Below are 23010 nucleotides of genomic sequence, written 5' to 3'. Positions count from 1 at the left end.
GTCAGGCGGCGCGGGCCGCGGCCTCCAGCCAGTTGGCGAACTCGCAAGCGAAGTGCCACTGGTGGCCGGTGCCGAGGAGGGCGGGGGCGGCCTCGGGGAACTGGACGGTGAGGCGGATCCGCAGGCCGTCCGGGGTGTCGGCGAACTCGTGCATCACCCGCAGCACCTCGGTGCCGTCGGCGAGGGTGCCGGTGCCGCCGATGCGGACCGGGAAGGCCTGGTGGCCGGGCCCGGCGATCGGGACGTCGTCGTGGAAGCGCAGGAAGAAGCGGGCCGGGCCGGTGCCGAGGGTCTCGATGATCTCGACCCGTTCGCCGGTGGAGTCGGCCAGGTAGTGCTCGGGGTTGGCGGCGAGCAGGGCGTCCCGGTCGGGGGCGTGCAGGCGGCCCTGCCACCAGGTGAGGAAGCGGTCGGCGTCGATGCCGGCGGCGGTGAGCTCGGTGACGGCGGTGCTCCACCGGCCGCCGGAGGCATGGGCCCAGGCGGCCAGGGCGGTGTCGGCGGCGGTGGTGTCGGGGGTGAGCAGTTCGCGCGTCCGGTCGTCGCCGAGGCGCTGCTTGAGCAGGCGCAGGGCGGTGCGGGCGCGGTCGAGCTCCCAGGCGAGGACGGCCTCGCGCGGGTGGCTGGTGCCGTCGATGTCGGTGTGGACGGTGAGCGCGGTGGTGGTCACGGCGTCACTCCTCGGCTCCTCAACGATGCGGAGAGATTTTCTCCGCTTCACTGGGACGCTAGCATAGGGGGAGAGAATTTCTCCGGTTAGGGAGTTGCCGATGAGGGCCGACGCGGAACGCAGCCGGCGCAGGATCCTGGACGCCGCCTGCGAGGTGTTCCTGGAACGGGGCCCGGACGCCCCGCTGGACGCCGTCGTCCGGCGGGCCGGGGTCGGCCCGGCCACCCTCTACCGGCGCTTCCCCGACCGGGAGGCCCTGGTCCGCGCCCTGGTGACCGACCTGCTGGCCCGGCTCGCCGAGGCCGCCGAACAGGCCCGTCGCGACGAGACCGACCCGTACCGGGCGCTGCGCCGCTTCGTGCACGCCGCCGCAGACCTGCGGATGGGCGCGGCGATCGTGGTGCTGCTGGAGCGGCTGGTGGTGGACGAGGGCCTGGTCGCCGTCCGCCTCGACGTCGTCACCGCCGTCGAGGCGCTGCTGCGCGCCGCCCAGGACGCCGGGCGGCTGCGGGCCGACGTGGGGATGGGCGACCTGGTGCTGCTCTGCGTCCGGGTGTCCCGCCCGCTGCCGGGCGCGCTGGCCGCGCTCGACGCGGACGGCACGCTGGTCCACCGGCACCTCGACCTCGCGCTCGCGGGGCTCGCCGCCGATCCGGACGGCCCGACCGGCCGGCCGCTCGGCTTCGACGAGGTGATCGCCGCCGCCGGCCGCCCCGGCGAGCCCGGCCCGGGCGGGACGGCCCCGGATCAGGCGGTCCTGGATCAGGTGGCTCCGGGTCAGACGGCCCTGGGTCAGACGGCTTCGGACGAGGTGGCAGAGTGAACGCCATGAACGCCGTGAACGCCATGGACGACGAGGTGCTGCGGGCGTGGCGGGCGGCGGAGCGGGAGCCGGGGGCCGTCCTGCTGGACGGGTTCCACCCGCTGAAGCACGCGCTGCGCTTCGGCGGGGACGTCCGGCGGGTGCTGACCGCCGACCGGGCGGCGCTGCTGGCCCTGGCCGGGGAACTGGCGCCGGACGTCGCGCCGGCGCTGGACGCGCTGGCGGTGGAGCTGCCCGAGGACCGGCTGCGGACGCTGGCACCCCGGCTGCACCCGACCGGGGTGGTCGCCCTGGCCGCGCGGCCGTCCGTCGACGCGAACCTGGCGGCCCTGGCCCGGCGCCCGCGCCCGGCCCCGGTGGTGCTGCTGGAGAACCCGCGCAACCTGGGCAACGTCGGGGCGGTGATCCGGCTGGCGGCCGGCTTCGGCGCCACCGGCGTGGTGACCACCGGCGATCTGGACCCCTGGCACCCGACCGTGCTGCGCGGCAGTGCGGGCCTGCACTTCGCCACCGCGGTGGAGCGGCTGGCCCTGCCGGAGCTGCCCGCCGGGCCGCTGTACGTGCTGGACCCGGAGGGCGCGGACATCCGGACGCTGCCGTTCCCGGACGACGCGCTGCTCGCCTTCGGCACCGAGCGGCACGGCGTCTCGGCGGAGCTCAAGGCGCGGGCGGACCACCTGGTCTCGGTGCCGATGCAGCCGGGGGTGTCCAGCTTCAACCTGGCCACCAGCGTGGCGATGGGCCTCTTCCACTGGATGTCGTCGAAGCCCCAGGGGTGAGGCGTGGTGCCCGCCCGGCGGGCACCACGCCGTTCAGAGCCCCTGGGCGAAGAGTCGGCGCCAGGTGTCAGGGCCGGGGTAGCCGTCGGCCTCGGCGCCGCGCCAGCCCTGGGCCTGCTGGAAGGCCTGGACGGCCCGCCGGTCGCTCTCGCTCCAGCGCGGGCCGGGGCCGACGCTGTACGAGCCGCCGAAGCCCTTGCGCACCAGCTGCTCGCCCAGCAGGCGGACCTGGTCGTTGTTCTGGCCCGGGCCGAAGTACTGCCGGCCGGGGAAGGCGGGCGCCCCGGTGCCGGGCTGGACCGGCGGCGGTAGCGGGGTGGTGCCGGCGTCGATGGCGCGGCCCTTGCCGTTGACCAGGTAGTCCCAGGTGTCCTTGCCGGGGATGCCGTCGGCCTCGGCGCCGCGCCAGCCCTGGGCCTCCTGGAAGGCCTGGGTGGCCCGCCGGTCGGCCTCGCCCCAGTGCGGGTCGGGGCCCTCGGAGTAGAACCGGGCGCCGCCGCGCTGCACCAGCAGCCGGCCGAGCTCGGTGACGTACGCGTTGTTCGCGCCGGGGCCGAACTTGTCCGCGCCCGGGAAGGCGGTGGCCGGGGCGCCGTCGTTGCTGCCGCCGGACAGGCCGGTGTAGCGGTACGGGACGTAGGCGCCGGAGTTGTTCCAGTAGGCGTACGGGGTGTCGCGCTTCTTGGTGCCGGGGGAGGTCTGCTCGTAGGCGAGGTAGCGGGTGAGGGAGGAGTCCGTCCAGCCGCCGAAGATCGTCACGTGCGAGCCGGACTGCGGGCTGGCCGGGTTGTTGTAGATCAGCACGTCGCCGGGCTGGAGGTCGGCCTTGCCGATCCGCTCGGCGAAGTTCGGCAGGGTCCAGGTGGTCTGGCTGCTGCCGAGGCCCCAGGCCATCGAGACGAAGCCGGAGCAGTCCTGGCGGTAGCCGTCCGACCAGTAGCTGCCCATGCCGTACGGCACCTGCTGGTCGACCCAGCCCTGGGCGCGCTGGATGATCTGCGCCCGGGTGGGCGGCTGGGCGGCGGCGCGCGGGGCGGCGAAGGCGCGGGCGCCGGGTGCTTGGCCGTAGAGGCCGCTGACCTCGCCCTGCGGGGTCTGCGGGGGCTGGGCGGTGCTGCTGCCGCCCGGGGTGGGGCTCGGGGTGGGGGCGGCGGTGGCGTGTCCGGCGGCGGCCGTCCCGCCGCCCACCGCGGTGCCGACGGCGGCCATCAGCACGGCGGCCCGGCGGCGGATGCTGCGGGCCGCGGCGTGCCCGCCCTCGTGCACGGGTGCGGCCTGCCGCCGGGCGCGGCGGCGGGCGCTGCAGCCCCCGCATATGCAGTCCTCGTCCGGTTCGACCTCGTCGAATTCCAGTAGCGGGGACAGGTGGTCGGTACGGGTCATGCTCCGCCTCTTTCCTGCGGTCTTCCTGGTCGACGCCTGACGGCGTGACAGGACTGGCCTTCCCGGGCCGGCCCCGCGTGTTATCGGGACCAAAGTCCCAAAGCGGGCGGAAGGTGGCACGGCGGATTGCGCCGGACGGGTGACAACCGTTCGGCGGCCCGGGCGTGGCGGGGGTGAGGGGGAGGCGCTAGTGCCGGTGCGGGGACTGGCGGAGGGTCAGGCTCGGCGGGGGTGCGCGGGCCGGTTCGAGGAGGGCGGCGGCGGTGGAGTTCGGGGGCAGCGGGACGCCGGGTGCGGCTGGACGCCGGGGGCGGCTACTGCCACTCCCAGCGGATGCCGATGTGCCCGGGCTGCTGGTCCGGGGCGAGCACGTGGGCACTCGCGGAGGCGCCGATCCAGAGCTGCTCGCGGCGGTGGTCGACGTCCGCGCCCGGCTCGCGGTCGTAGCGCTCGCAGTGCGCCGGGACGGCCGCCGGGTCGAAGTGCACCTGGAGCACGTACTCGCGCACCGGGGTGGCGAAGCGGCGGCTGTACTCCAGCGTCGGGCCGCCCGGCGGGATCTCCACCTCGTACTCGAAGACCGTGCTGTCGCCGAGCGCCAGCGGGCGGTCCAGCATCAGCTCGCCGACGGTCAGTCCGGTCTCCGGACGGCGCCGGACCCGGCCCAGCCGGCCGTGCCGCACCGAGGTGATCTCCGGGCAGCCGGTCGCCTCCTCGTCGGCCTTGTGCACGACCAGGCAGCGGCCCACGCCGCTGACGGTGGCGCGCACCACCTGGCGCATCCGCAGCAGGTTGCCGCGCCGCTCGGCGTCCACGTAGTACGAGTCGTGGATGCTCAGCCGCTCCAGTTCGCCCTGCGGCGGGGCGTCCAGCTCGGCGAAGATGTCCGCGATCTGCCGTTCGCCCGGCCAGACGTCCTCCAGGCCGAGGTGGCAGGTGTTCGCGACGGCGGCCCAGCGGCCGCGCGGGCGGGGCGGGCCGAGCAGCGAGGTGAGCGCGCTGTGCGGCAGTCCGAGCAGTTCCTCCAGCAGGTGGACGGCCCTCAGCGAGCTGGCCCGCTCGGGCTGGCTGCGTCCGCGCCGCCAGTAACTCAGCGTCGTGACGCTGACCCTGACGCCGCGTTGGGTGAGGGCGGCTCTGATCCGGTCCAGGCTGAGGCCACTGGCCTCGATGGCCAGGTGCAGGGTGTCCGCGAATCCGCCGGGGGCGGTGGCCCGCCCGGCGTGCGCGGGTGTCGGAGGCGGTGCGGGTACGGACGGGCCGGGGCGCTCCGGGCGCAGTCCGACCAGCCGGAGTCGCGCGGAGTCCTGAGGCTGCTGTGCGGCCATGCGGTGACCCTCCCCGCCAGGTGAGTTCGGAGGGGCCTGGCCGGCGCCGAGGCTCGCCGCCGACGGCTTCACCGAGCTTTGGGGAACCCTATGCACGGTCGAGAGGCTACGTCATCAGTCGTGCGTATGACAGGGGTCACGGCAGGTGAACCGAAGGGTTAGTGATCTTGAAACAGTTCGGAAACACACTCCCTCGCCGCCCGCCCCCGTCGTCCGCCGCGCCGGGCGGACGCACACCGCCGGGGCGGGCCCTGTCGGCGCCGCCCCGGCGGGGGTCAGGTGGTGCTACCCGCTGGTGGTCAGTTGACGTTCAGCGCGACGTCGTCGATCACGAAGCTGGTCTGGTTGGAGCCGTCCTCGGTGCCGGTGAACTTGATGGTCACGCTCTTGCCGGCGAAGGAGGAGAGGTCCAGGGTGCGCTTCACGTAGCCGGCGGCGGCGTTGACGTTGGAGTACGTCGCCAGCGTGGTGCCGTTGGCCTGGACGGTCAGCTTGTCGTACGCGGTGGTGCCGGTCTCCGCGGTGTCGATGTGCAGCCAGAAGGTGAGGCTGGCGGACTTGCAGCCGGCCGGCACCGAGACGGTCTGCGACAGGGTGTCGGTGTGGGCGCTGCCGTAGCCGTCCAGCCAGGCCTTCCAGCTGCCCGAGTGGGCCGCCTGCGAGGAGCTGTTGTCGATCACGCCGCTGGAGGTGGTCCACGGGGCGGCGGTGCCGGTCTCGAAGCCGCCGTTGCCGATCAGCTGGGCCGCGGTGCAGCCGCCGGTGGGCGGGGTGGTGGAGCCGCCGCCGAGCAGGGCGGTGGTCAGGCCGTCGGCGATCGGGGTGCCCCAGCCGGTGACCTGGTCGTAGCCCGTCCCGGCCGGGAAGTCCTGGTTGGAGCCGCTGGTCACGTCGTGGAAGGCGCCGGAGTAGTTGCTGCTGTTCGCGACCGCGTACAGCTTCGGGTTCGCCTCGCCCAGGACCGGCTGGCCGGCCGCCTTGGCCTTCTGGTTGAACTGGGCCGCGTAGCCCGCCCACAGCGGCGCCGCCGCGCTGGTGCCGCCGTAGACCTGCCAGGAGCCGGCCGTGTAGATCGCGAAGCCGCTCGCCGGGTCGGCGTTGGAGGAGACGTCCGGAACGGTGCGCATGGTGCCGGTGCCGGTACCGGTGCCGGTCTGCCAGGTCGGCTTGCCGAACACGGTGGAGACGCCGCCGCCGGCGCTGCTCCAGGCGCTCTCCGAGGAGTACGAGGTGCCGGACACCTGGAGGTTGGTGCCGCCGACGCCGGTCTGGTGCGGGCTGGACGCCGGGAAGTCGACCGCCTTGACCGACGAGCCGCTGGTGGAGCGGGTGCAGTCGCGGGAGCCGTCGTCACCGGAGGCGGAGAAGATCGAGATGCCCTGGGCGGCGGCCTGCTTGAAGGCGTTGTCCACGGCCGTCATCGAGGCGGCGGTGGTGTCCGGCTCGCAGGAGCCCCACGAGATCGAGATGACCGAGACCTGGTTGTCGGCCACGATCTTGTTGGCCATGTCGATCTCGCCCTGGTCGCTGTTGGGCGCCTCGTAGACCAGCTGGGTCGCCTTCGGCGCCGCGCCGCGGACGATCTCGCTGTCCAGCTCGACCTCGCCCTGGCCCCCGCCGGGGGCGGAGTCGTAGTTGGCGCCGTCCACCGAGACCGTGGAGACGGCCGGGCCGGACAGGCCGTACTGCGAGTCGTAGGTGGTCAGGTTGGAGGACGAGTAGCCGTCGAACTCCCAGAGGGCGACCGTCGTGCCGGTGCCGTCGGCGCCGGTCTTGTTCAGGTTGTAGGCGCCGTCGTACTGCGACGGGCCGAAGCCGCTCGGGGTCGAGGAGGCCGTGTGCGGGGTGACCGAGTTCGGCTTGGCCAGGCGGTTCTTGCGGACCGCGTGGTTGTCCAGGCCGCTCACGCCCTGGACCACGTCGGCCAGGTCGGCCGGGACGGAGGCGGCGGCGTCGTTGGCGAAGAAGGCGCGCTGCAGCTGCGGGTCGACGTAGGAGCTCTCGTGGGTGCCGAAGGCCTGGGAGATCTGCGCGTTGGTGCCGTGGGCGCTGACCACCTGGCGGTTGGCGCTCACCTCGGTGACGGTCAGGCCCTGGGCGGCCAGGTAGGTCTTGACCTGGTCGACGGCGGCCTGGGTCGGCCCGAACCGGGCGGTGAACTGCTCCGGCGTCAGGTACTTGCCGAACTCGGGGGTGCCGGGGGTGGCGACCGCGGCGAGGAAGCGGTCGAGGGCGGCGGTGTCACGCAGCTTCAGGCTGACGGCCACCGAGATCTGCTGCTCGGCCGGGACGTCGCCCTTCTTCTCCGAGTGGGCCACCGCCGGGTTGACGGTGTTCGGGAGCGCGACACGGGGAGCGGGGGCGGCCTGCGCGGTGGAGACACCGAGCGAGACGGCGGTCAGCGGCAGCACGGCTATCGCCGCGGCGAGGGCAAGGGAGCGGGGGCGCAACGGATCCTCCTCTGGCCGGCTGTGGGGGCCGGCAAGGGGCCAGAGCGTTCCGGAGTCGAAAACGCTGGCTAGAACATGACAGAACCAGTGCGCAAAGTGGCTCATGGTCAAGCAATTCGTTGCTAAAAAACAGTCAACTGTGGACACCCGGAATGCGGGGATTCCATACAGTGAATGGCCCGGATTCCGGAACCGGTCCCTACCGGTGGGGGACGGAAGGGACGGACGTGGAACCGGGTGGGGCCGCGCGGGAAGCATGACCGGCGTGGGCCGAACGGCGACGCGCGGGAACGGGGCGCAGGCGGCGCGGAACTATGTGAAAGGCCGGGCCCGAAAACCGGTCTGACAGCCGGTCCGGCGGCGCGCCTGGCGGGTGCGCGGGGAGGCCGCGCACCCGCCGACGGGGGTCAGGGGGTGCCGAGCCAGGCGGTCAGGGCGGTGCGGAGCTCGCCCTGGCCGGGGTCGACGGCGCCCCAGGCGGCGTAGCCGTCCGGGCGGATCAGCAGGACGGTGTCGCGCAGCTTGCCGTGCGGGTCGGCCGGGGCGGCGGTGACCATGCGGTCCGCCCAGGGCTCGGCGGCGGCCAGCTCGTCGTTGCTGACCAGGACGAACTTCCCCTCGCGCAGCGCCTCGTAGAGCCGCTCGGGGGCGGCCGGGGCGCCCTCGACGGGCTTGCGCAGCGCCGTCAGCCGCAGGTCCGGGACGCGCTTGCCGACCTGCGGGTGGGCGTCCTTCGGGGCCGGGTAGGAGATGTCGATGCCGGAGACCATCCGGGCGCCGCGCTCGGTGACCAGGTCCAGGTGGCCGCCGAGCGTGGTGAGCGCCCCGCGCAGGGCGCGGGTGGGGGCGGACTCGGCGAGGGCGAGCCGGATCAGCGCGCCGGAGGTGCGCAGCACCGTCCGGCCGACCGGGTGCCGTTCGCTCTGGTAGGTGTCGAGCAGGGCGTCGGTGGCGCGGCCCTGGAGGGCGGCGGCGAGCTTCCAGGACAGGTTGGCGGCGTCCTGGAGTCCGGTGTTCATGCCCTGGCCGCCGGCCGGGGAGTGGCAGTGCGCGGCGTCGCCGGCCAGGAAGACCCGGCCGGAGCGGTAGTTGGGGGCCTGGCGCTCGTCGCTGTGGAAGGTGGAGCTCCAGCGGACGTCGTGCAGGCCGTAGTCCTCGCCGAGGGTGGTCCGGGCGATGGTGGCGAGGCGTTCCGGCGAGGGGGTGGTGCCGTCGGGCTGCTGCTCCTTGCGGTCCCAGGCGATCAGCCGGTACCAGCCGTCGCCGAAGGGGGCGAGGAAGGAGAAGCCGGTCTCGTTGGCGCCGACGGTGATGGTGTCGGCGGGCTCGCGCTCCAGCCGGACGTCGGCGAGCATCACCGAGTCGACCACGGACTCGCCGGGGAACGGGATGCCGAGCAGGTCGCGCACGGTGGAGCGGACGCCGTCGGTGCCGACCGCGTACCGGGCGGTGAAGGTGTTCCCGTCGCGGGTCTCCAGGGTGACGCCCTCGGCGTCCTGGCGCAGGGCGGTGACCTCGGCGCCGCGCAGGATGGTCGCGCCGGCCTGCTCGGCGCGCTCCTGGAGCAGCCGTTCGACGTGGTACTGCGGCGTGATCAGGACGAACGGGAAGCGGGTGGGCAGCGAGCTCAGGTCGATGCCGAAGCGGTCGAACATCCTCAGGCCGGTGACCGGGCGGCCGGTGGCGATGAGGTCGTCGGCGAGGCCGCGGGCGTCCAGGAGCTCCAGGCTGCGGGCGTGCACGGCGAAGGCCCGGGTCAGGTTGGACTCGGCGCCGCGCTTCTCCAGGATGGTGACGCCGACCCCGGCCGCGGCGAGGTCGCCGGCCAGTAGCAGTCCGGTCGGTCCGGCACCGACGATCAGGACGTCGGTGGCGGTCGTCGGCTTCGCGGTCATGTGTCAGCTCCCGGTGTTCGGAGGGCGGTTGGACGCCGTGTCCGGCGTTCTCCCAGACTCCATCATCCAGGGCCCCTGGGGAGCTGTGAACCGCCGGGCCCCGGCGGTGGGTGACCGCCGGGGCCCGGAGCGGATCGGACGGGGCCGGGACGGCGCTCAGCCGTGCCGGCGGACCTCCACGGTGCGGAACCGGTTGGCGACGAACGCGCCGTCGCAGTAGGCCGAGTTGGCGGCCGGGTTGGCGCCGGTGCCGTGCAGGTCGGAGAAGGCGGCGGTCTGGTTGGGGTAGACGCCGCCGGTCAGGTTGAGCGAGAGCGAGACGCCGGCGTCGAGCGCGGCGGCCACCAGCAGGCCCTCCACCTCGGGCGAGGTGGTGTAGCCGGAGGCCGTCATGGCGCCCTTGTCGCGGACGGTGGTGCGCAGCAGCTCGACGGCGGCGGGGGTGGACTCGACGGCGACGGCGAAGGAGACCGGGCCGAAGCACTCGGTGCGGAAGACCGCGCGGTCGTCCGGCTTGTCGGCGTCGAGCTTGACCAGCGCGGGGGTGCGGACGGTCGCGCCGGGGAAGTCCGGCGAGGTCACCGCGCGCGGGGCGAGGGCGAGCTCGCCGTACTCGCCGCCGGCCGCGGCGGCCGAGCGCTGCAGCACGCCCGGGTTGACCACGGCGCCGAGGATGGCGGCGGCGCGGGCGTCGTCGGAGAGCAGGCCGTCGATGGCGGCGGCGAGGTCGGCGACGACCTGGTCGTAGGACTTGTCGCCCTGGTCGGTGGCGATGCCGCCGCGCGGGATCAGCAGGTTCTGCGGGGTGGTGCACATCTGGCCGCTGTAGAGCGAGAGGGCGAAGGCCAGGTTGCCGAGCATGCCCTTGTAGTCGTCGGTGGAGTCGATGACGACCGCGTTGACGCCGGCCTTCTCGGTGTACACCTCGGCCTGCTTGGCGTGCTCCTCCAGCCAGTCGCCGAAGGCGGTGGAACCGGTGTAGTCGATCAGCCGGATCTCGGGGCGGACGGCGAGGGTCTGGGCGACGGTGCCGCCCTCGTGCTCGACGGCCAGGCAGACCAGGTTGGGGTCGTAGCCGGCCTCGGCGAGCACCTCGCGGGCGGTCCGGACGGTCAGCGCGAGCGGCAGCACGGCGCGCGGGTGCGGCTTGACCAGCACCGGGTTGCCGGTGGCCAGCGAGGCGAACAGGCCGGGGTAGCCGTTCCAGGTGGGGAAGGTGTTGCAGCCGACCAGCAGCGCGAGGCCGCGCGGGACGACGGTGAACTCCTTGGTCATCACCAGCGGTTCGCGCTTGCCCTGGGGCTTGGTCCAGCCGGCCCGGCGGGGCAGCCGGGTCTGCTCGGCGTAGGCGTAGGTGACCGCCTCCAGGCCGCGGTCCTGGGCGTGCGGGCCGCCGGCCTGGAAGGCCATGCCGTAGGCCTGGCCGGTGGTGTGCATGACGGCCTGGCCGAACTCGTGGGAGCGGGCGTTGATCCGGTGCAGGATCTCCAGGCAGACGGCGGCGCGCTCCAGCGGGGTGGCGGCGGCCCAGTCGGGTCGGGCGGCGCTCAGCGCGGCGATCAGCGCGTCCGGGTCGGCGTGCGGGTAGCCGATGCCCAGCTCGATGCCGTACGGGGAGGCCTCGCCGCCGACCAGGTCGCCGTCGGCGGGGTGGCCGTCGAGGGTGAACGGCTGGCCGAGCAGGGCGTCGAAGGCGGCCTTGCCGTCCGCCGGGCCGCTCTCGCCGTACGCCTTCGGGAACTCGGGGTAGGGCGACCAGTAGTCGCGCTTGGCGGCGGCGTCGAGGGCGGCGTCCAGGGTGGCCTGGTGGCGCTCGACCAGTTCGCCGACGAGGGGGTGGGTGACCGCTGCGGACATCTGTGCGCTCCTCAGGAGGGAGGACGGGACACGTCACAGGGTAACCGAACGATCGGTCGGCTCAAGAGGGTGCAGGGGACGGAATCCGGGAGGACGTACGGGGCGGTGGCCGGAGAACGCGCGGGGGCGCGTCCGTCGTGGACGCGCCCCCGGGGGCCGGTGCGGGGCAGGGCCTACGGCACGCCCAGCTCGAAGATGACGTACCCCGCGTACCAGCCGGAGGCGACCGCGCCGAAGCCCAGCACCGCGGCCAGCACCGGCCAGCTGAGCTTGCGCATCGCCACCGCGAGCGCGATCAGCAGCGGGAACGCCGGCAGCAGGTAGCGCGAGACGTTGCCGAAGATGCCGAGGCTCCCCAGCACCGAGACGATCGTGGCCAGCGTGTAGGCGGTGAGCACCAGCGGCGGGCGCAGCCGGATCAGCAGCACGATCAGCACCGGCAGGGTGAGCACGATCAGGGTGGCGAAGAGGTCCGGCACCGGGAACGCGAACGGGTAGTCGTTGCGGCCCAGCAGCACGCCGCGGATCGCGTGCCAGGTGCCCTGGCCCCAGTCGAAGTAGTGCAGCCAGGCGTCGTGCTGGAGCCGGAAGTAGCCGCCCCACTCGCCCATCCGCCAGCCCACCCAGGCCACGTAGCCGAGCAGGCCGACCGGGGCCAGTAGCATCGCGGTCAGCGGGCGCAGGATGCCGCTCTCGCGCCGGTACAGCTCCACCAGCGCGGCCAGGCCGACCGCGCCTATCAGCGCCGCGGCGGTCGGCCGGTTGAGCCCGGTGACCAGGGTGATCACCCCGGCGGCGACCCACTGCTTGGTCATCACGCAGTAGCAGGCCCAGGCGGCCAGCGCGACGAAGGTGGAGTCCGAGTAGACCGCCCACTCGGCGCCCGAGCCCGGGGCGATCGCCCAGATCCCGGCCGCGATCACGCCCGCCCTGGGGCCGGCCATCCGGTCCACCACGGCGTAGATCCCGGCGGCGGCGAACAGCGAGGCCACCACCGAGACCAGCATCCCGGCGCCGTACAGGCCGAGGCCGGTGACGTCCGAGGTCATCCGCATCAGGCCCGGGTAGAGCGGGAAGAACGCGGCGGAGTTCTGCTCGACGGAGAAGCCGACCGGGCCGTTGGGGATCGTGACGAGTGCCGGGTGGTAGCCGAACTGGGCCACCTGCTGGTACCACCAGCCGTCCCAGGTGGCCAGCACGTCCCAGGGGTTGGCGCCGCCGCCGAACCGGGCCGGCTTCTTGAGGTAGTCGCCGGAGAAGGAGAGCAGCTTCATGAAGACGGTGAAGCCGATCAGCTTCAGCACCGCGTAGCACCACACCGCCGGCCCGAACCGGACCACCAGGGCGCGGGCGGCTTCCCGCCAGCCGCTGCCGGGAGCGCCCTCCGGATCATCGCTGCGCTGCTCGGGCACGTCGGAGGCGACGGCCGGTATTGCGTTCATTCGGACTGGACCCCACCCTGCTGGACGTGGACGATCGTCCGCCGAGTCTAGGGCCTGTGCATCGGGGCCTGGTGTGGACCAACCGACCCGATCGCGTACGGCGCCGGGCGGCCGGGGATACTCGGAGGATGGCCGATCACAGCGCGCGTACCGCCTACACCGTGGAGTCACTGCTCGCGGTGACCGTCGACGTGTTCAACGAGCGCGGCTACGACGGCACCTCGATGGAGGACCTGTCCCGGGCGGCCGGGATCTCCAAGTCGTCCATCTACCACCACGTCCGCGGCAAGGAGGAGCTGCTGCGGCTGGCCGTCGGGCGGGCGCTGGACGGGCTGTTCGCGATCCTGGCCGAGCCGGCGGCGGTGCGGGGCCCGGCGGTGGAGCGGCTGGAGCACGTGGTGCGCCGCACCGCCGAGGTGCTGCTCGCGGAACTGCCGTACGTGACGCTGCTGCTGCGGGTGCGCGGGAACACGGCGACCGAGCAGTGGGCGCTGGAGCGGCGCCGGGAGTTCGACCACCAGGTCGCCGAGCTGCTGCGGGCGGCGGTCGCGGACGGTGCGCTGCGCGCGGACGTCGAGCCGCGGCTGGCCACCCGGCTGCTGTTCGGGATGATCAACTCGATCGTGGAGTGGTACCGGCCGGGCCTCAAGGGCACCGACGGCGTCGCGGACGCGGTCGTCCACCTGGCCTTCGACGGGCTGCGCGCGCGGTAGCCGCCGCCGGCCGGCGGCCGGGTGGTCGGTCCGGGGGGACCGGTCAGTCCGGGGGGACCTGGTCGGTCTCCTCGAAGATCAGCATGGTCCGGGTGCCGAGCACCTGGGGGATGGACTGGATGCTGCCCAGCACCAGTTCCCGCAGCGCGTGGTTGTCCGCGGTGTGCACCAGCAGCAGGACGTCGAAGTCTCCGCCGACCAGGGCGATGTGGGCGACCCCGGGGAGCTCCAGCAGCTGCTCCCGGACCGTGCGCCAGGAGTTCTGGACGATCTTCAGGGTGATGTACGCGGACGCGCCCTGACCTGCCCGTTCGTGGTCGACGCGGGCGGTGAAGCCGCGAATGATGCCGTCCTCGACCATCCTGGATATCCGGGCGTAGGCGTTCGCCCGGGACACGTGCACCCGCTCGGCCACCGAGCGGATCGAGGCGCGGCCGTCCTGCTGCAGCAGCCGCAGGATCGAACGGTCGACCCGGTCGAGTCTGGACATCTGTTCAGCCGACATGACCCCCCACCCTCGCCGATTGGACGCACTGCCACCAGTCGACCGCCGCTCAGGCCGAATGTCCACCACCTTGTCACGCTTCTGGTCAAGATGAACAGACGACCGAACAATCGGTAGGGAGCCCCCGCCACCCCAGGAGGTGCCCCGAGATGACCGTTCTCGACCACAGACACCACACGGCGGTGCCCGGCTGGACCCCCGGGGCCACCGCCCCGCGGACCGACCCGGCCCCCCTGCTCCCGGACGCCTCACCGGTCCGGGTGCTCGGCACCCCCGCGCTGGAGAAGTACGACCCCGCACTGCTGCGCGAGCTGTACCGCCGCCTGGTGGTCGGCCGCCGCTTCAACCAGCAGGCCACCACCCTGACCAAGCAGGGCCGGCTGGCCGTCTACCCGGCGTCCACCGGCCAGGAGGCCTGCCAGGTCGCCGCCGCGCTGGTGCTCGGCGAGGCCGACTGGCTGTTCCCCAGCTACCGCGACACCCTCGCGGTGGTCTCCCGGGGCGTCGACCCGCTGGAGGCGCTGACCCTGCTGCGCGGCACCGCCCACACCGGCTACGACCCGCGCGCCACCCGCACCGCCCCGCTCTGCACCCCGCTCGCCACCCAGGCCCCGCACGCCGTCGGGCTGGCGCACGCCGCCCGGCTGGCCGGCGAGCCGGTGGTCGCGCTGGCCATGCTCGGCGACGGCGGCACCAGCGAGGGCGACTTCCACGAGGCGCTGAACTTCGCCGCGGTGCTCCAGGCGCCGGTGGTCTTCCTGGTGCAGAACAACGGCTACGCGATATCCGTCCCGCTCAGCGCGCAGTCCGCCGCGCCCACCCTCGCCCACAAGGCCGTCGGCTACGGCATGCCGGGCCGGCTGGTGGACGGCAACGACGCGCCCGCCGTGCACGGCGTCCTGACCGAGGCGGTCGAGCGGGCCAGGACCGGCGGCGGCCCGACCCTGGTCGAGGCGCTCACCTACCGGGTCGAGGCGCACACCAACGCCGACGACGCCACCCGCTACCGCACCGACCCGGAGGTGGCCGCCTGGCGGGAGTACGACCCGATCCTGCTGATGGACCGCTCGCTGCGCGAACTCGGCGTCCTGGACGACGCGCTGGTGCAGTCGGCGGCCGACGAGGCGGAGGCGCTGGCGGCCCGGATGCGGGCCGAGTTCCACGCCGACCCCGAGCTGGACCCGATGGCCCTGTTCACCCATGTCTTCGCCGAGCCGACCCCGCAACTGAGGGAACAGGCCGCCCAGTTGTCCGCCGAGCTGGCCGCCGAGGCCGAGGTGCAGCACTGATGAACCAGACGGCCACACCGACCCGTACGGCGAGCATGGCGCAGGCGCTCAACGCGGCGCTGCGCGACGCCCTGCGCGAGGATCCGACGGTGCACGTGCTCGGCGAGGACGTCGGCGCGCTCGGCGGCGTCTTCCGGATCACCGACGGGCTGACCGCCGAGTTCGGCCCCGACCGCTGCCTGGACACCCCGCTGGCCGAGGCCGGCATCCTCGGCACCGCGATCGGCATGGCGATGTACGGGCTGCGCCCGGTCGTCGAGATGCAGTTCGACGCCTTCGCCTACCCCGCGCTGGAGCAGCTGTTCTCGCACGTCGCCAAGATGCGCAACCGCACGGCCGGCCGGCTCCCGCTGCCGATCACCGTCCGCATCCCGTACGGCGGCGGCATCGGCGGGGTCGAGCACCACAGCGACGCCTCCGAGGCGTACTACGCGGCCACCCCCGGCCTGCACGTGGTCACCCCGGCGACGGTCGCCGACGCGTACGGGCTGCTGCGGGCCTCGATCGCCTCCGACGACCCGGTGGTCTTCCTGGAGCCCAAGCGGCTCTACTGGGGCAAGGACGCGTTCGACCCGGCCGCGCCGGTCGAGCCGATCGGCCGGGCCGTGCTGCGGCGGCCCGGCACCTCCGCCGTGCTGATCACCTACGGGCCCTCGCTGCCGGTCTGCCTGGAGGCGGCCGAGACGGCGAAGGCCGAGGGCTGGGACCTCGCGGTGCTGGACCTGCGCACCCTGGTGCCGTTCGACGACGAGACGGTCTGCCGGGTGGTGCGCTCGCTCGGCCGGGCCGTGGTGGTGCACGAGGCGAGCGGCTTCGGCGGCACCGGCGCGGAGATCGCCGCCCGGGTCACCGAGCGCTGCTTCCACCACCTGGCCGCGCCCGTGCTGCGGGTGACCGGCTTCGACATCCCGTACCCGCCGCCGATGCTGGAGCACCACCACCTGCCCGGGGTGGACCGGATCCTGGACGCGGTCGCCCGGCTGCAGTGGGAGGACCGAGGATGATGCCCGTCGTGCGCGAGTTCCGGCTGCCCGACCTCGGTGAGGGACTCACCGGGGCCGAGGTGGTGCGGTGGCTGGTCGAGGTCGGCGAGGTGATCGCGGTCGACCAGCCGGTGGTGGAGGTGGAGACCGCCAAGGCCGTGGTGGAGGTGCCCTGCCCGTACGGCGGGGTGGTCACCGCCCGGTACGGCGGGGAGGGCGAGGAGATCGCCGTGGGCGCGCCGCTGGTGACGGTCGCGGTGGCTCCGGCGGACGGGGCTTCGCTGCTGGTCGAGGCGGCGGCCGGGATGCTGGCCGAGGCGGCGGCGGAGGTGGAGCGGCCGCTGGTCGGGTACGGGGTCGCGGAGCCGGGGAAGGGCGGGCGTCGGCGTCGGGTCGGGGCTGCGGCTGCTGTTCCTCCTGCTGGTGTTCCTGCTGCCGTTCCGGTTCCTGTTCCGGCTGTTGTCCCGGTTGTCGTTCCGGCTCCCGCGCTGGTGGTGCGGACCGCTCCGGGCGTGGTGCCGGTGATCTCGCCGCTGGTGCGGCGGCTGGCCCGGGAGCAGGGGGTCGACCTGGCCGCGCTCTCCGGCAGCGGCCCGGACGGGCTGATCATGCGCGCGGACGTCGAACGGGCGGTCGCGGCGAAGTCGGCGGCCCCGACGGCCCTGACGGCTCCGACGGCCCCGACGGCTCCGGCGCCGGTCGTGCGGGAGGGCGTCGTCCCGCTGCGCGGGCTGCGCAAGGCGGTGGCCGAGAAGCTCAGCCGCAGCCACCGGGAGATCCCCGCCGTGACCTGCTGGGTGGACACCGATGCCACCGAACTGATGCTGCTGCGGCGGCAGTTGAATGCCGCCCCGGGCCCGAAGGTGAGCGTGCTGGCGCTGCTCGCCCGGATCTGCACGGTCGCGCTGGCCCGCTTCCCGGAGCTCAACTCCATTATGACGGAGGACGGTTCGGGCATCATCCGGCACTCGGCGGTGCACCTGGGCTTCGCCGCACAGGGCGAGCGGGGGCTGGTCGTCCCGGTGGTGCGGGACGCCCACGCCCGCACCACCGAGCAACTCGGCGAGGAGCTGGGCCGGTTGACCGGCGCGGCGCGCGACGGCTCGCTCACCCCGGCCGAACTGACCGGCGGCACCTTCACGTTGAACAACTACGGGGTGTTCGGTGTGGACGGTTCCACCCCGATCCTGAACCACCCCGAGGCGGCGATGCTCGGGGTCGGCCGGATCGTCGCCAAACCCTGGGTGCACGAGGGGGAGTTGGTGGTGCGCGAGGTCGTGCAGCTGTCGTTCACCTTCGACCACCGGGTCTGCGACGGCGGGACGGCGGGCGGTTTCCTGCGGTTCGTCGCGGACTGCGTGGAGCGGCCGGGGACGCTGCTGCGGCAGCTCTGAGCACGGCTCGGTCGCCCTGGGTGGTGTGCTCCGCACCCAGGGCGACGGGGCGGCGGAACGAGGGAGAGTAGCGCGTCCCGGGCCCGGGTGTCCGGGCTTCGCGTGATTTGTCGGATGAGCAGTTCGGGCGTGCCACGCTGCCTAGGCGTCAGCAGAGACAAGCCAGGTGGTGGCGCAGGGCGGCCGGAGGCGAAACGATTCTCTTGGGTACTCGAAACGTTGCGGTGAAGTCCCGCAGAACACTTCTGGTCCGCACCGGGCACGGATCGGCGGGCGCCGCCTCCGTCCCGGGCCTGCCGGAGCTCCCGGCGGACGCGGGGCCGGACGCGGCGGACGCGACGGCGGACACGATGGTGCACGTGACGGCCGAGGTGACGGCGGCCGGGATGGCGGCCGGAATGGGAGCCGCGAGGGCGGCCGGGGCGGGGCCCGAACGGCCGCCGATGCCGCTGGCACCGCCGGACCTCCCGCCGCAGATCCCGGCCGAGGCGCCGACGGCCGTCCTCCCGGCGGTGCCTGCCCTCCCGTGGGTGCCCGCCCCGCCGGTGCAGCCGCCGGCCGTCCCCGCGCCCGACTACCCGGAGCCGCCGGCGGGGCCGCCCGCCGTGCCGCCTGCCGCCCCCGCGTTCCGGCCGCTGTTCACCGACGCGCCCGGCCTCAACTGGGCTGGCCCCGGCGACAGTTGGACCAGGGCCTGGGCCGTGCAGGAGCCCGCCGGGGGCCGTCCGGCCCAGCTGTCGGCCCCGTTGGCCGCCCCGCTGCCCGCCCCCGACCACAGGGCCCCTGACAGCAGCGCCTCCGCCGTCGAACAGCCGCTCACCGTACGGGACATCGAGCTGATCCGGGCCAGCCTGGCGGTCGTCGAGCCGGTCGCCGACCGCGCCACCGCGCACTTCTACGCGCTGATCTTCCTGCACCACCCCGAGGTCCGGGCGCTCTTCCCGGCCGCCATGGACGTCCAGCGGGACCGCCTGTTCCGCGCGCTGCTGGCCGCCGCCCGCAGCGCCGACGACCCGGCCGGCCTGCGCGTCCACCTCGGCGCGCTCGGCCGCGGCCACCGCCGGTACGGCACGCTGACCGGCCACTACGGCCCGGTCGGCGAGTGCCTGGTGCAGGCGCTGGCCAGGTACGCGGGCAGCCGGTGGGACGCCGAGACCGAGCTGGCCTGGCGCCGGGTCTACCGGCTGGTCTCCTCGATCATGATCGAGGCCGCCGAGGAGGCCGCCCGCACCTCGCCGCCCTGGTGGCAGGGCGAGGTGGTCCGGCACGAGCGCCGTACCCGGGACGTCGCGGTGATCACCGTCCGGCCGGACCAGGCGTACCCGTACCGGGCCGGGCAGTACACCAGTCTGGAGACGCCCTGGTGGCCGCGGGTCTGGCGGCACTTCTCGTTCGCCTCGGCCCCCCGGCCGGACGGGCTGCTGACCTTCCACGTGAAGGCCGTCCAGGCGGGCTGGGTGAGCAACGCGCTGGTCCACCGGGCCGCGCCCGGGGACGTCCTGCGGCTGGGCCCGGCGGCCGGCACGATGACCGCCGACCACGTCGCCGGCGCGGACCTGCTCTGCCTCGGCGGCGGTACCGGCATCGCGCCGATCCGCGCGCTGGTCGAGGAGGTGGCCGAGCGCGGCACGCCGGTCGGCGCCGTCGACGTGTTCTACGGGGCCCGCCGCGCCGCCGACCTGTACGAGCTGGACGGGCTGGACGAGTTGGCCCGGCGGCTGCCGTGGCTCACGGTGCGGCCGGTGCTCTCCGGCACCGGGCCGGCCGAGGGTGCGCTGACCGGCGAACTCCCCGAGGTGGTCGGCCGGTTCGGGCCGTGGGCCGGGCGGGAGGCGTTCGTCAGCGGGCCGCCCGCGATGGTCCGCCGGGGCGTCGGGGTGCTGCTGCGCTCGGGCGTGGCGGCCGAGCGGATCCGGCACGACCTGGTGGGCGACCTCGCGGCGGGGTGATCGGGCGGCGGGGTGGTCGGGCGGCCCCGGCGGGTGAATCAGCCGGGATCGGGATCGGGAGTGGCCGGCGGGTCAGCGGGTCGGCCGGTCAGCCGGTCAGCCGAGGTCCGGGGCGAGCAGCGCGCGGACGCCCTCGATGTTGGCCGCCAGGTACGCCCGCAGCCGGGGCGGGACGACGTTGACGGACGTCACCCCCTCGCGGGTGAACGGCAGTCGGACCACCTGGTACTCGCCGTTGGGCTCGTCCACCTCGGGGCCGTGCCGTCGGCTGAGGTCCATCGAGGCGAGCCGGCAGGCGAAGAAATGCTGCACCTTGACCCCGTGCGGGTGGAGCAGGGTGCCGTCGTCATGGTGCGTGTGGCTGATGGTGTCGACGAAGGCGGGCACCACGTCGACGATCTTGCCGCCGAGTTCCTCGTCCACCTCGCGGTGCAGCGCCTCGACCACGGTGCGGTCGCCGCGCTCGACCCCGCCGCCGGGAGTGATCCAGTACGGCTGGGGCGAGCCGGGCCGGACCCGCCGGATCAGCACGATCGAGGCCGGGCCGTACGGGTCGTCCGGGTCGAGCTCCAGCAGGATCGCCCGCGCGGTGCGCTTCACCACCGGGCGGGGCGGCGGGGTTCGGTTGTCGGGGCCCATGGCGACCTCCGGGGCTGGAGCGTTGTGCGGGAGTCTCCCGCGGGACGGTCCGGCCGAAACCCGCCCGAACCGGTGCGTCCGTTCGGGGGCGGGGAGTAACTGCGGATAGATCTTGGATCGCGAAGGTGAATCTTGAACTGATCTTCCAAATGTCGATCGATTCTGATTTCTACCTTCGAATCGAAGGATTTTGCCGAGTGATCGGTGTAAGAGTGATTGCAGGGAGGTCGTCCCTGTGCTGCAATGAGCCACTATCGGGCAGATCGGAGGGCTTCGCTCCGGATGCCCTTTCTGTGCATTGACTCGGGCTGGGGGATGGACGTGGCCATGGATCAGATCGCAGAGCCGTCCAGGACGGTCCGCACCGGGCGCGTCGCCAGGTCGCCGACGCCCACCTCGCCGCCCGGCAGCCCGCCGCCGTCCACCTCTCCGTCCACCTCGCCGGGCAAGGGCCGCGGCCCCACCCTGATCGGCTCCGTCCAGCGGGCGCTGCGGCTGCTGGAGGCCGTCGGGGGATTCCGGCAGGGCGCCACCGCCAAACAACTGGCCCGCGCCGCCGGACTGCCGCTCGGCACCGCCTACCACCTGCTGCGCACCCTCACCCACGAGGGCTACCTCCGGCGCTCCGACGGCCGGTTCTTCTACGGGGAGTCGGTCAACGGCATAGGCCGGGCCGACGACCGGCAGTCCGACCGGCACGACCTGCGCACGCGGATGCAGCGGTTACGGGACGAACTCGGGGCCCCCGTCTACTTCGCGCTCTACCGGGACGGCGAGATCCACGTGGTGGACGTCGCCGACGACCCCGGCCGGCCCGCCGTCCAGCCCTGGGCCGACCTCCGCGCCACCGGTCACGCGCACGCCATCGGCCAGTGCCTGCTCGGCCAACTGTCCGAGGAGGAACGCCGTGACCACCTCGCCCGCCACCCGCCGGTCGGGCTCACCCCCTCCACCGTCACCGGCGAGGCCGCCGTCCTGCGCCGGCTCGCCTCCCTGCGACCGACCATGCCCGTCCTGGAACGTCAGGAGTACGCGCTCGGCACCGTCTGCGCGGCCGTCCCCATCACCGTCGGGCCGATGGTCGCCACCATGGCCCTCTCGCTGCCCGTCGAACAGGCCGACCGGCTGACCGTCGTCGCCGGCCAACTGCGGCGCAGCGTGGGCGCGATGGGTCCGTCGTTCGTCCTCTGACGCTCCTCGCGCCGGTACGGATCCCGTTCGTTCACCATTTGAAAAAGCACGCCTTGTCCACTACGTCCCCAAACATGGACGATGGTGACCTAACGGGGATTGGTTGCACAAAAACGTCAGAAAACGCCCCACGCACAGCAATTGACGATTCCGGCCCCACATTCGAAGCCCCCGGCCCCCGGCCCCCGCCCCCGCCCACCATCCCCGCCCCCCGCTCCACATCCCCGCTCCCCAACCCCGCCCCCACCCCACGGCCCACCCGGCCGGCCCCACGAGAGGTACTGGCGCCATGCAGCACAGCACAGTCCAGGGACACCTGGTGATGAACCTCGTGGTCTCGCACGAGCTCTCCTTCCGTATCGTGGTGGACCTGGACTACGAGCCCGACGACCCGTACGCCGTCCGGTTCACCTTCCACCTGCCCGGCGACGAACCCGTCACCTGGGTGTTCGCGCGCGAGCTGCTGCTCGACGGCATCAGCCGGCCCTCCGGCGAGGGCGACGTGCACATCCACCCGGTCGGCGAGGAGCTCACCGAGGTCTGCATCGTGCTGCACTCCCCCGAGGGGGACGCCCTGCTGCGGGCCTCGGCGCCGCCGCTGGTCGCCTTCCTGGTGCGCACCGACCGGCTGGTGCCGATGGGCCAGGAGATCACCGGGCAGGAGCTCGACGCCGAGCTCGCGGACATCCTCCGGGGATGTGAGAACGCGGGGTGAGCGGTGGTCGCACCGCCGCCACCGACGAAGGGGCCCGCGCCGGGTGAACCACCCGGGCGCGGGCCCCTCCCGTGTCGGGCCGGTCGGTGACCGGCCAGGTCGGGTTCGGCCAGTCGGTGCCCGGCCACGGCCGAGGTCAGTCGTCGTCCAGGGCCAGGTGCAGCCCCCACGAGACCAGGCTGATGATCAGCGAGCCGAGCAGCGCGGGCACGAAGCCCGTGACGTTGAAGTCCAGGTGCAGCTTCCCCGCGGCCCAGGAGGTCAGCCACAGCATCAGGGCGTTGATCACGAAGGTGATCAGCCCCAGGGTGAGGATGAACAGCGGGAACGAGAACAGCTTGACCAGCGGCTTGATCAGGAAGTTGACCAGGCCGAAGACCACGGCGACGGCGACCACCGTCAGGGCCTTGTGTCCCAGGTCGGCCTTGCCGCTCGCGAGTTGGATACCGTTGACGATCCAGGCGGCGACCCAGATGGCCACCGCGTTGATCACTGTCTTGATGAGGAAACCCTTCATGACGCCCAAGCCTGGCAGGCTCCGCCGCCCCGGGGGAAGCTCTCCTCGGACATGTTGGCGCTCCCGCCGGACATCTTGGCGCCCCCGGTCCGGTGCCCGTGGTGTTGAATGCCCGTGGCCCGCACGGAGGATGGACGAAGGAGGGGAGCAGCGGTGAAGCTGTTCCGGTTGGACGAACTGGACGTCGAACGCGCGGCGAACGACGGCGCGTACCTGCGCTTCCTGCGCGAACCGCGGATGTCCGCCGGGCTCTACGCGCTCTCCCCCGGCGACACCGACCCGCAGACCGCGCACGACCAGGACGAGATCTACCAGGTGATCAGCGGCCGCGCCGAACTGACCGTCGGCGCCGAGACCGCCACGGTCGGCCGCGGCACCGTCGTCTACGTCCCGGCCGGCACCCCGCACCGCTTCCACCACGTCACCGAGGAACTGCGGGTCCTGGTGGTGTTCTCCCCGCCCGAGGGCTGACCGTCCGCGGACCGACC

At 73.6% G+C, this 23010-nt stretch carries 20 protein-coding genes; 10 read left to right on the top strand and 10 right to left on the bottom strand.

All coding sequences use genetic code 11. The features are described 5' to 3' along the window. Position 1: 1 nt before the first annotated feature. Positions 2-670, bottom strand: coding sequence for a hypothetical protein (locus tag OG556_RS17380; RefSeq protein ID WP_371517842.1), 669 nt, complete (start codon positions 668-670; stop codon positions 2-4). Positions 671-770: 100 nt separating this feature from the next. Here OG556_RS17380 and OG556_RS17375 point away from each other — a divergent pair, with 100 nt between their 5' ends. Next, complete coding sequence (locus OG556_RS17375; protein WP_371517841.1) at positions 771-1493, top strand: TetR family transcriptional regulator; 723 nt, start codon at positions 771-773, stop codon at positions 1491-1493. Between the two features lie 23 nt (positions 1494-1516). Next, complete coding sequence (locus OG556_RS17370) at positions 1517-2272, top strand: TrmH family RNA methyltransferase (protein WP_371522731.1); 756 nt, start codon at positions 1517-1519, stop codon at positions 2270-2272. A 33-nt stretch (positions 2273-2305) separates the two neighbouring features. Here OG556_RS17370 and OG556_RS17365 read toward each other — a convergent pair whose 3' ends face one another. From OG556_RS17365 to OG556_RS17340, 6 genes are all read right to left on the bottom strand, one after another. Further along, positions 2306-3655 (bottom strand): peptidoglycan-binding protein, encoded by a 1350-nt coding sequence (locus OG556_RS17365; protein ID WP_371517840.1) that lies wholly within the window; start codon positions 3653-3655, stop codon positions 2306-2308. Positions 3656-3969: 314 nt separating this feature from the next. Beyond that, the gene (locus OG556_RS17360) at positions 3970-4983 is read right to left on the bottom strand and encodes an XRE family transcriptional regulator (RefSeq protein WP_371517839.1); all 1014 of its coding nucleotides are present in this window, start codon (positions 4981-4983) and stop codon (positions 3970-3972) included. A 299-nt stretch (positions 4984-5282) separates the two neighbouring features. Continuing rightward, the gene (locus OG556_RS17355) at positions 5283-7433 is read right to left on the bottom strand and encodes a protease pro-enzyme activation domain-containing protein (protein WP_371517838.1); all 2151 of its coding nucleotides are present in this window, start codon (positions 7431-7433) and stop codon (positions 5283-5285) included. A gap of 407 nt (positions 7434-7840) precedes the next feature. Then, positions 7841-9328 (bottom strand): FAD-dependent monooxygenase, encoded by a 1488-nt coding sequence (locus OG556_RS17350; protein WP_371517837.1) that lies wholly within the window; start codon positions 9326-9328, stop codon positions 7841-7843. 156 nt (positions 9329-9484) lie between these two features. Beyond that, complete coding sequence (gene paaN, locus OG556_RS17345; RefSeq protein WP_371517836.1) at positions 9485-11185, bottom strand: phenylacetic acid degradation protein PaaN; 1701 nt, start codon at positions 11183-11185, stop codon at positions 9485-9487. 173 nt (positions 11186-11358) lie between these two features. After that, positions 11359-12627 (bottom strand): hypothetical protein, encoded by a 1269-nt coding sequence (locus OG556_RS17340; RefSeq protein ID WP_371517835.1) that lies wholly within the window; start codon positions 12625-12627, stop codon positions 11359-11361. A 128-nt stretch (positions 12628-12755) separates the two neighbouring features. Between OG556_RS17340 and OG556_RS17335 the strand changes: the two genes are divergently transcribed. Next, entirely contained in the window at positions 12756-13340 is a 585-nt protein-coding gene (locus OG556_RS17335; protein WP_371517834.1) for a TetR/AcrR family transcriptional regulator, read from the top strand. A gap of 43 nt (positions 13341-13383) precedes the next feature. Here OG556_RS17335 and OG556_RS17330 read toward each other — a convergent pair whose 3' ends face one another. Next, positions 13384-13830 (bottom strand): Lrp/AsnC family transcriptional regulator, encoded by a 447-nt coding sequence (locus tag OG556_RS17330; protein WP_363581606.1) that lies wholly within the window; start codon positions 13828-13830, stop codon positions 13384-13386. Between the two features lie 164 nt (positions 13831-13994). Between OG556_RS17330 and pdhA the strand changes: the two genes are divergently transcribed. The 4 genes from pdhA (at position 13995) to OG556_RS17310 (ending at position 19460) form a co-directional block, all read left to right on the top strand. Further along, on the top strand, positions 13995-15134 hold the full coding sequence (pdhA, locus tag OG556_RS17325) for a pyruvate dehydrogenase (acetyl-transferring) E1 component subunit alpha (protein WP_063348428.1): 1140 nt from the start codon (positions 13995-13997) through the stop codon (positions 15132-15134). Then, positions 15134-16138, top strand: a complete 1005-nt coding sequence (locus OG556_RS17320) for an alpha-ketoacid dehydrogenase subunit beta (protein WP_371517833.1) — start codon at positions 15134-15136, stop codon at positions 16136-16138. The genes pdhA and OG556_RS17320 overlap by 1 nt, the downstream gene beginning before the upstream one ends. After that, a complete protein-coding gene (locus tag OG556_RS17315; RefSeq protein WP_371522730.1) occupies positions 16138-17511 on the top strand; it encodes a dihydrolipoamide acetyltransferase family protein in 1374 nt (457 codons plus the stop codon). The genes OG556_RS17320 and OG556_RS17315 overlap by 1 nt, the downstream gene beginning before the upstream one ends. A 224-nt stretch (positions 17512-17735) precedes the next feature. Continuing rightward, complete coding sequence (locus OG556_RS17310; protein ID WP_371517832.1) at positions 17736-19460, top strand: globin domain-containing protein; 1725 nt, start codon at positions 17736-17738, stop codon at positions 19458-19460. Positions 19461-19556: 96 nt separating this feature from the next. Here the strand turns inward: OG556_RS17310 and OG556_RS17305 are convergent, their stop codons facing one another. Further along, entirely contained in the window at positions 19557-20099 is a 543-nt protein-coding gene (locus OG556_RS17305; RefSeq protein ID WP_063348425.1) for an NUDIX domain-containing protein, read from the bottom strand. A gap of 327 nt (positions 20100-20426) precedes the next feature. Here OG556_RS17305 and OG556_RS17300 point away from each other — a divergent pair, with 327 nt between their 5' ends. Next, entirely contained in the window at positions 20427-21290 is an 864-nt protein-coding gene (locus tag OG556_RS17300; protein WP_363626243.1) for a helix-turn-helix domain-containing protein, read from the top strand. A 289-nt stretch (positions 21291-21579) separates the two neighbouring features. Beyond that, on the top strand, positions 21580-22005 hold the full coding sequence (locus OG556_RS17295) for an SsgA family sporulation/cell division regulator (RefSeq protein ID WP_371517831.1): 426 nt from the start codon (positions 21580-21582) through the stop codon (positions 22003-22005). Positions 22006-22141: 136 nt separating this feature from the next. Here OG556_RS17295 and OG556_RS17290 read toward each other — a convergent pair whose 3' ends face one another. Then, positions 22142-22522, bottom strand: a complete 381-nt coding sequence (locus OG556_RS17290) for a phage holin family protein (RefSeq protein ID WP_063351244.1) — start codon at positions 22520-22522, stop codon at positions 22142-22144. Between the two features lie 153 nt (positions 22523-22675). Between OG556_RS17290 and OG556_RS17285 the strand changes: the two genes are divergently transcribed. Continuing rightward, complete coding sequence (locus OG556_RS17285) at positions 22676-22993, top strand: cupin domain-containing protein (protein ID WP_363626245.1); 318 nt, start codon at positions 22676-22678, stop codon at positions 22991-22993. Positions 22994-23010: the final 17 nt, after the last annotated feature.

This window comes from Kitasatospora sp. NBC_01300 (assembly GCF_041435235.1).
Classification (GTDB): Bacteria; Actinomycetota; Actinomycetes; order Streptomycetales; family Streptomycetaceae; genus Kitasatospora.
This window is presented reverse-complemented; position numbering and strand designations above follow the sequence as displayed.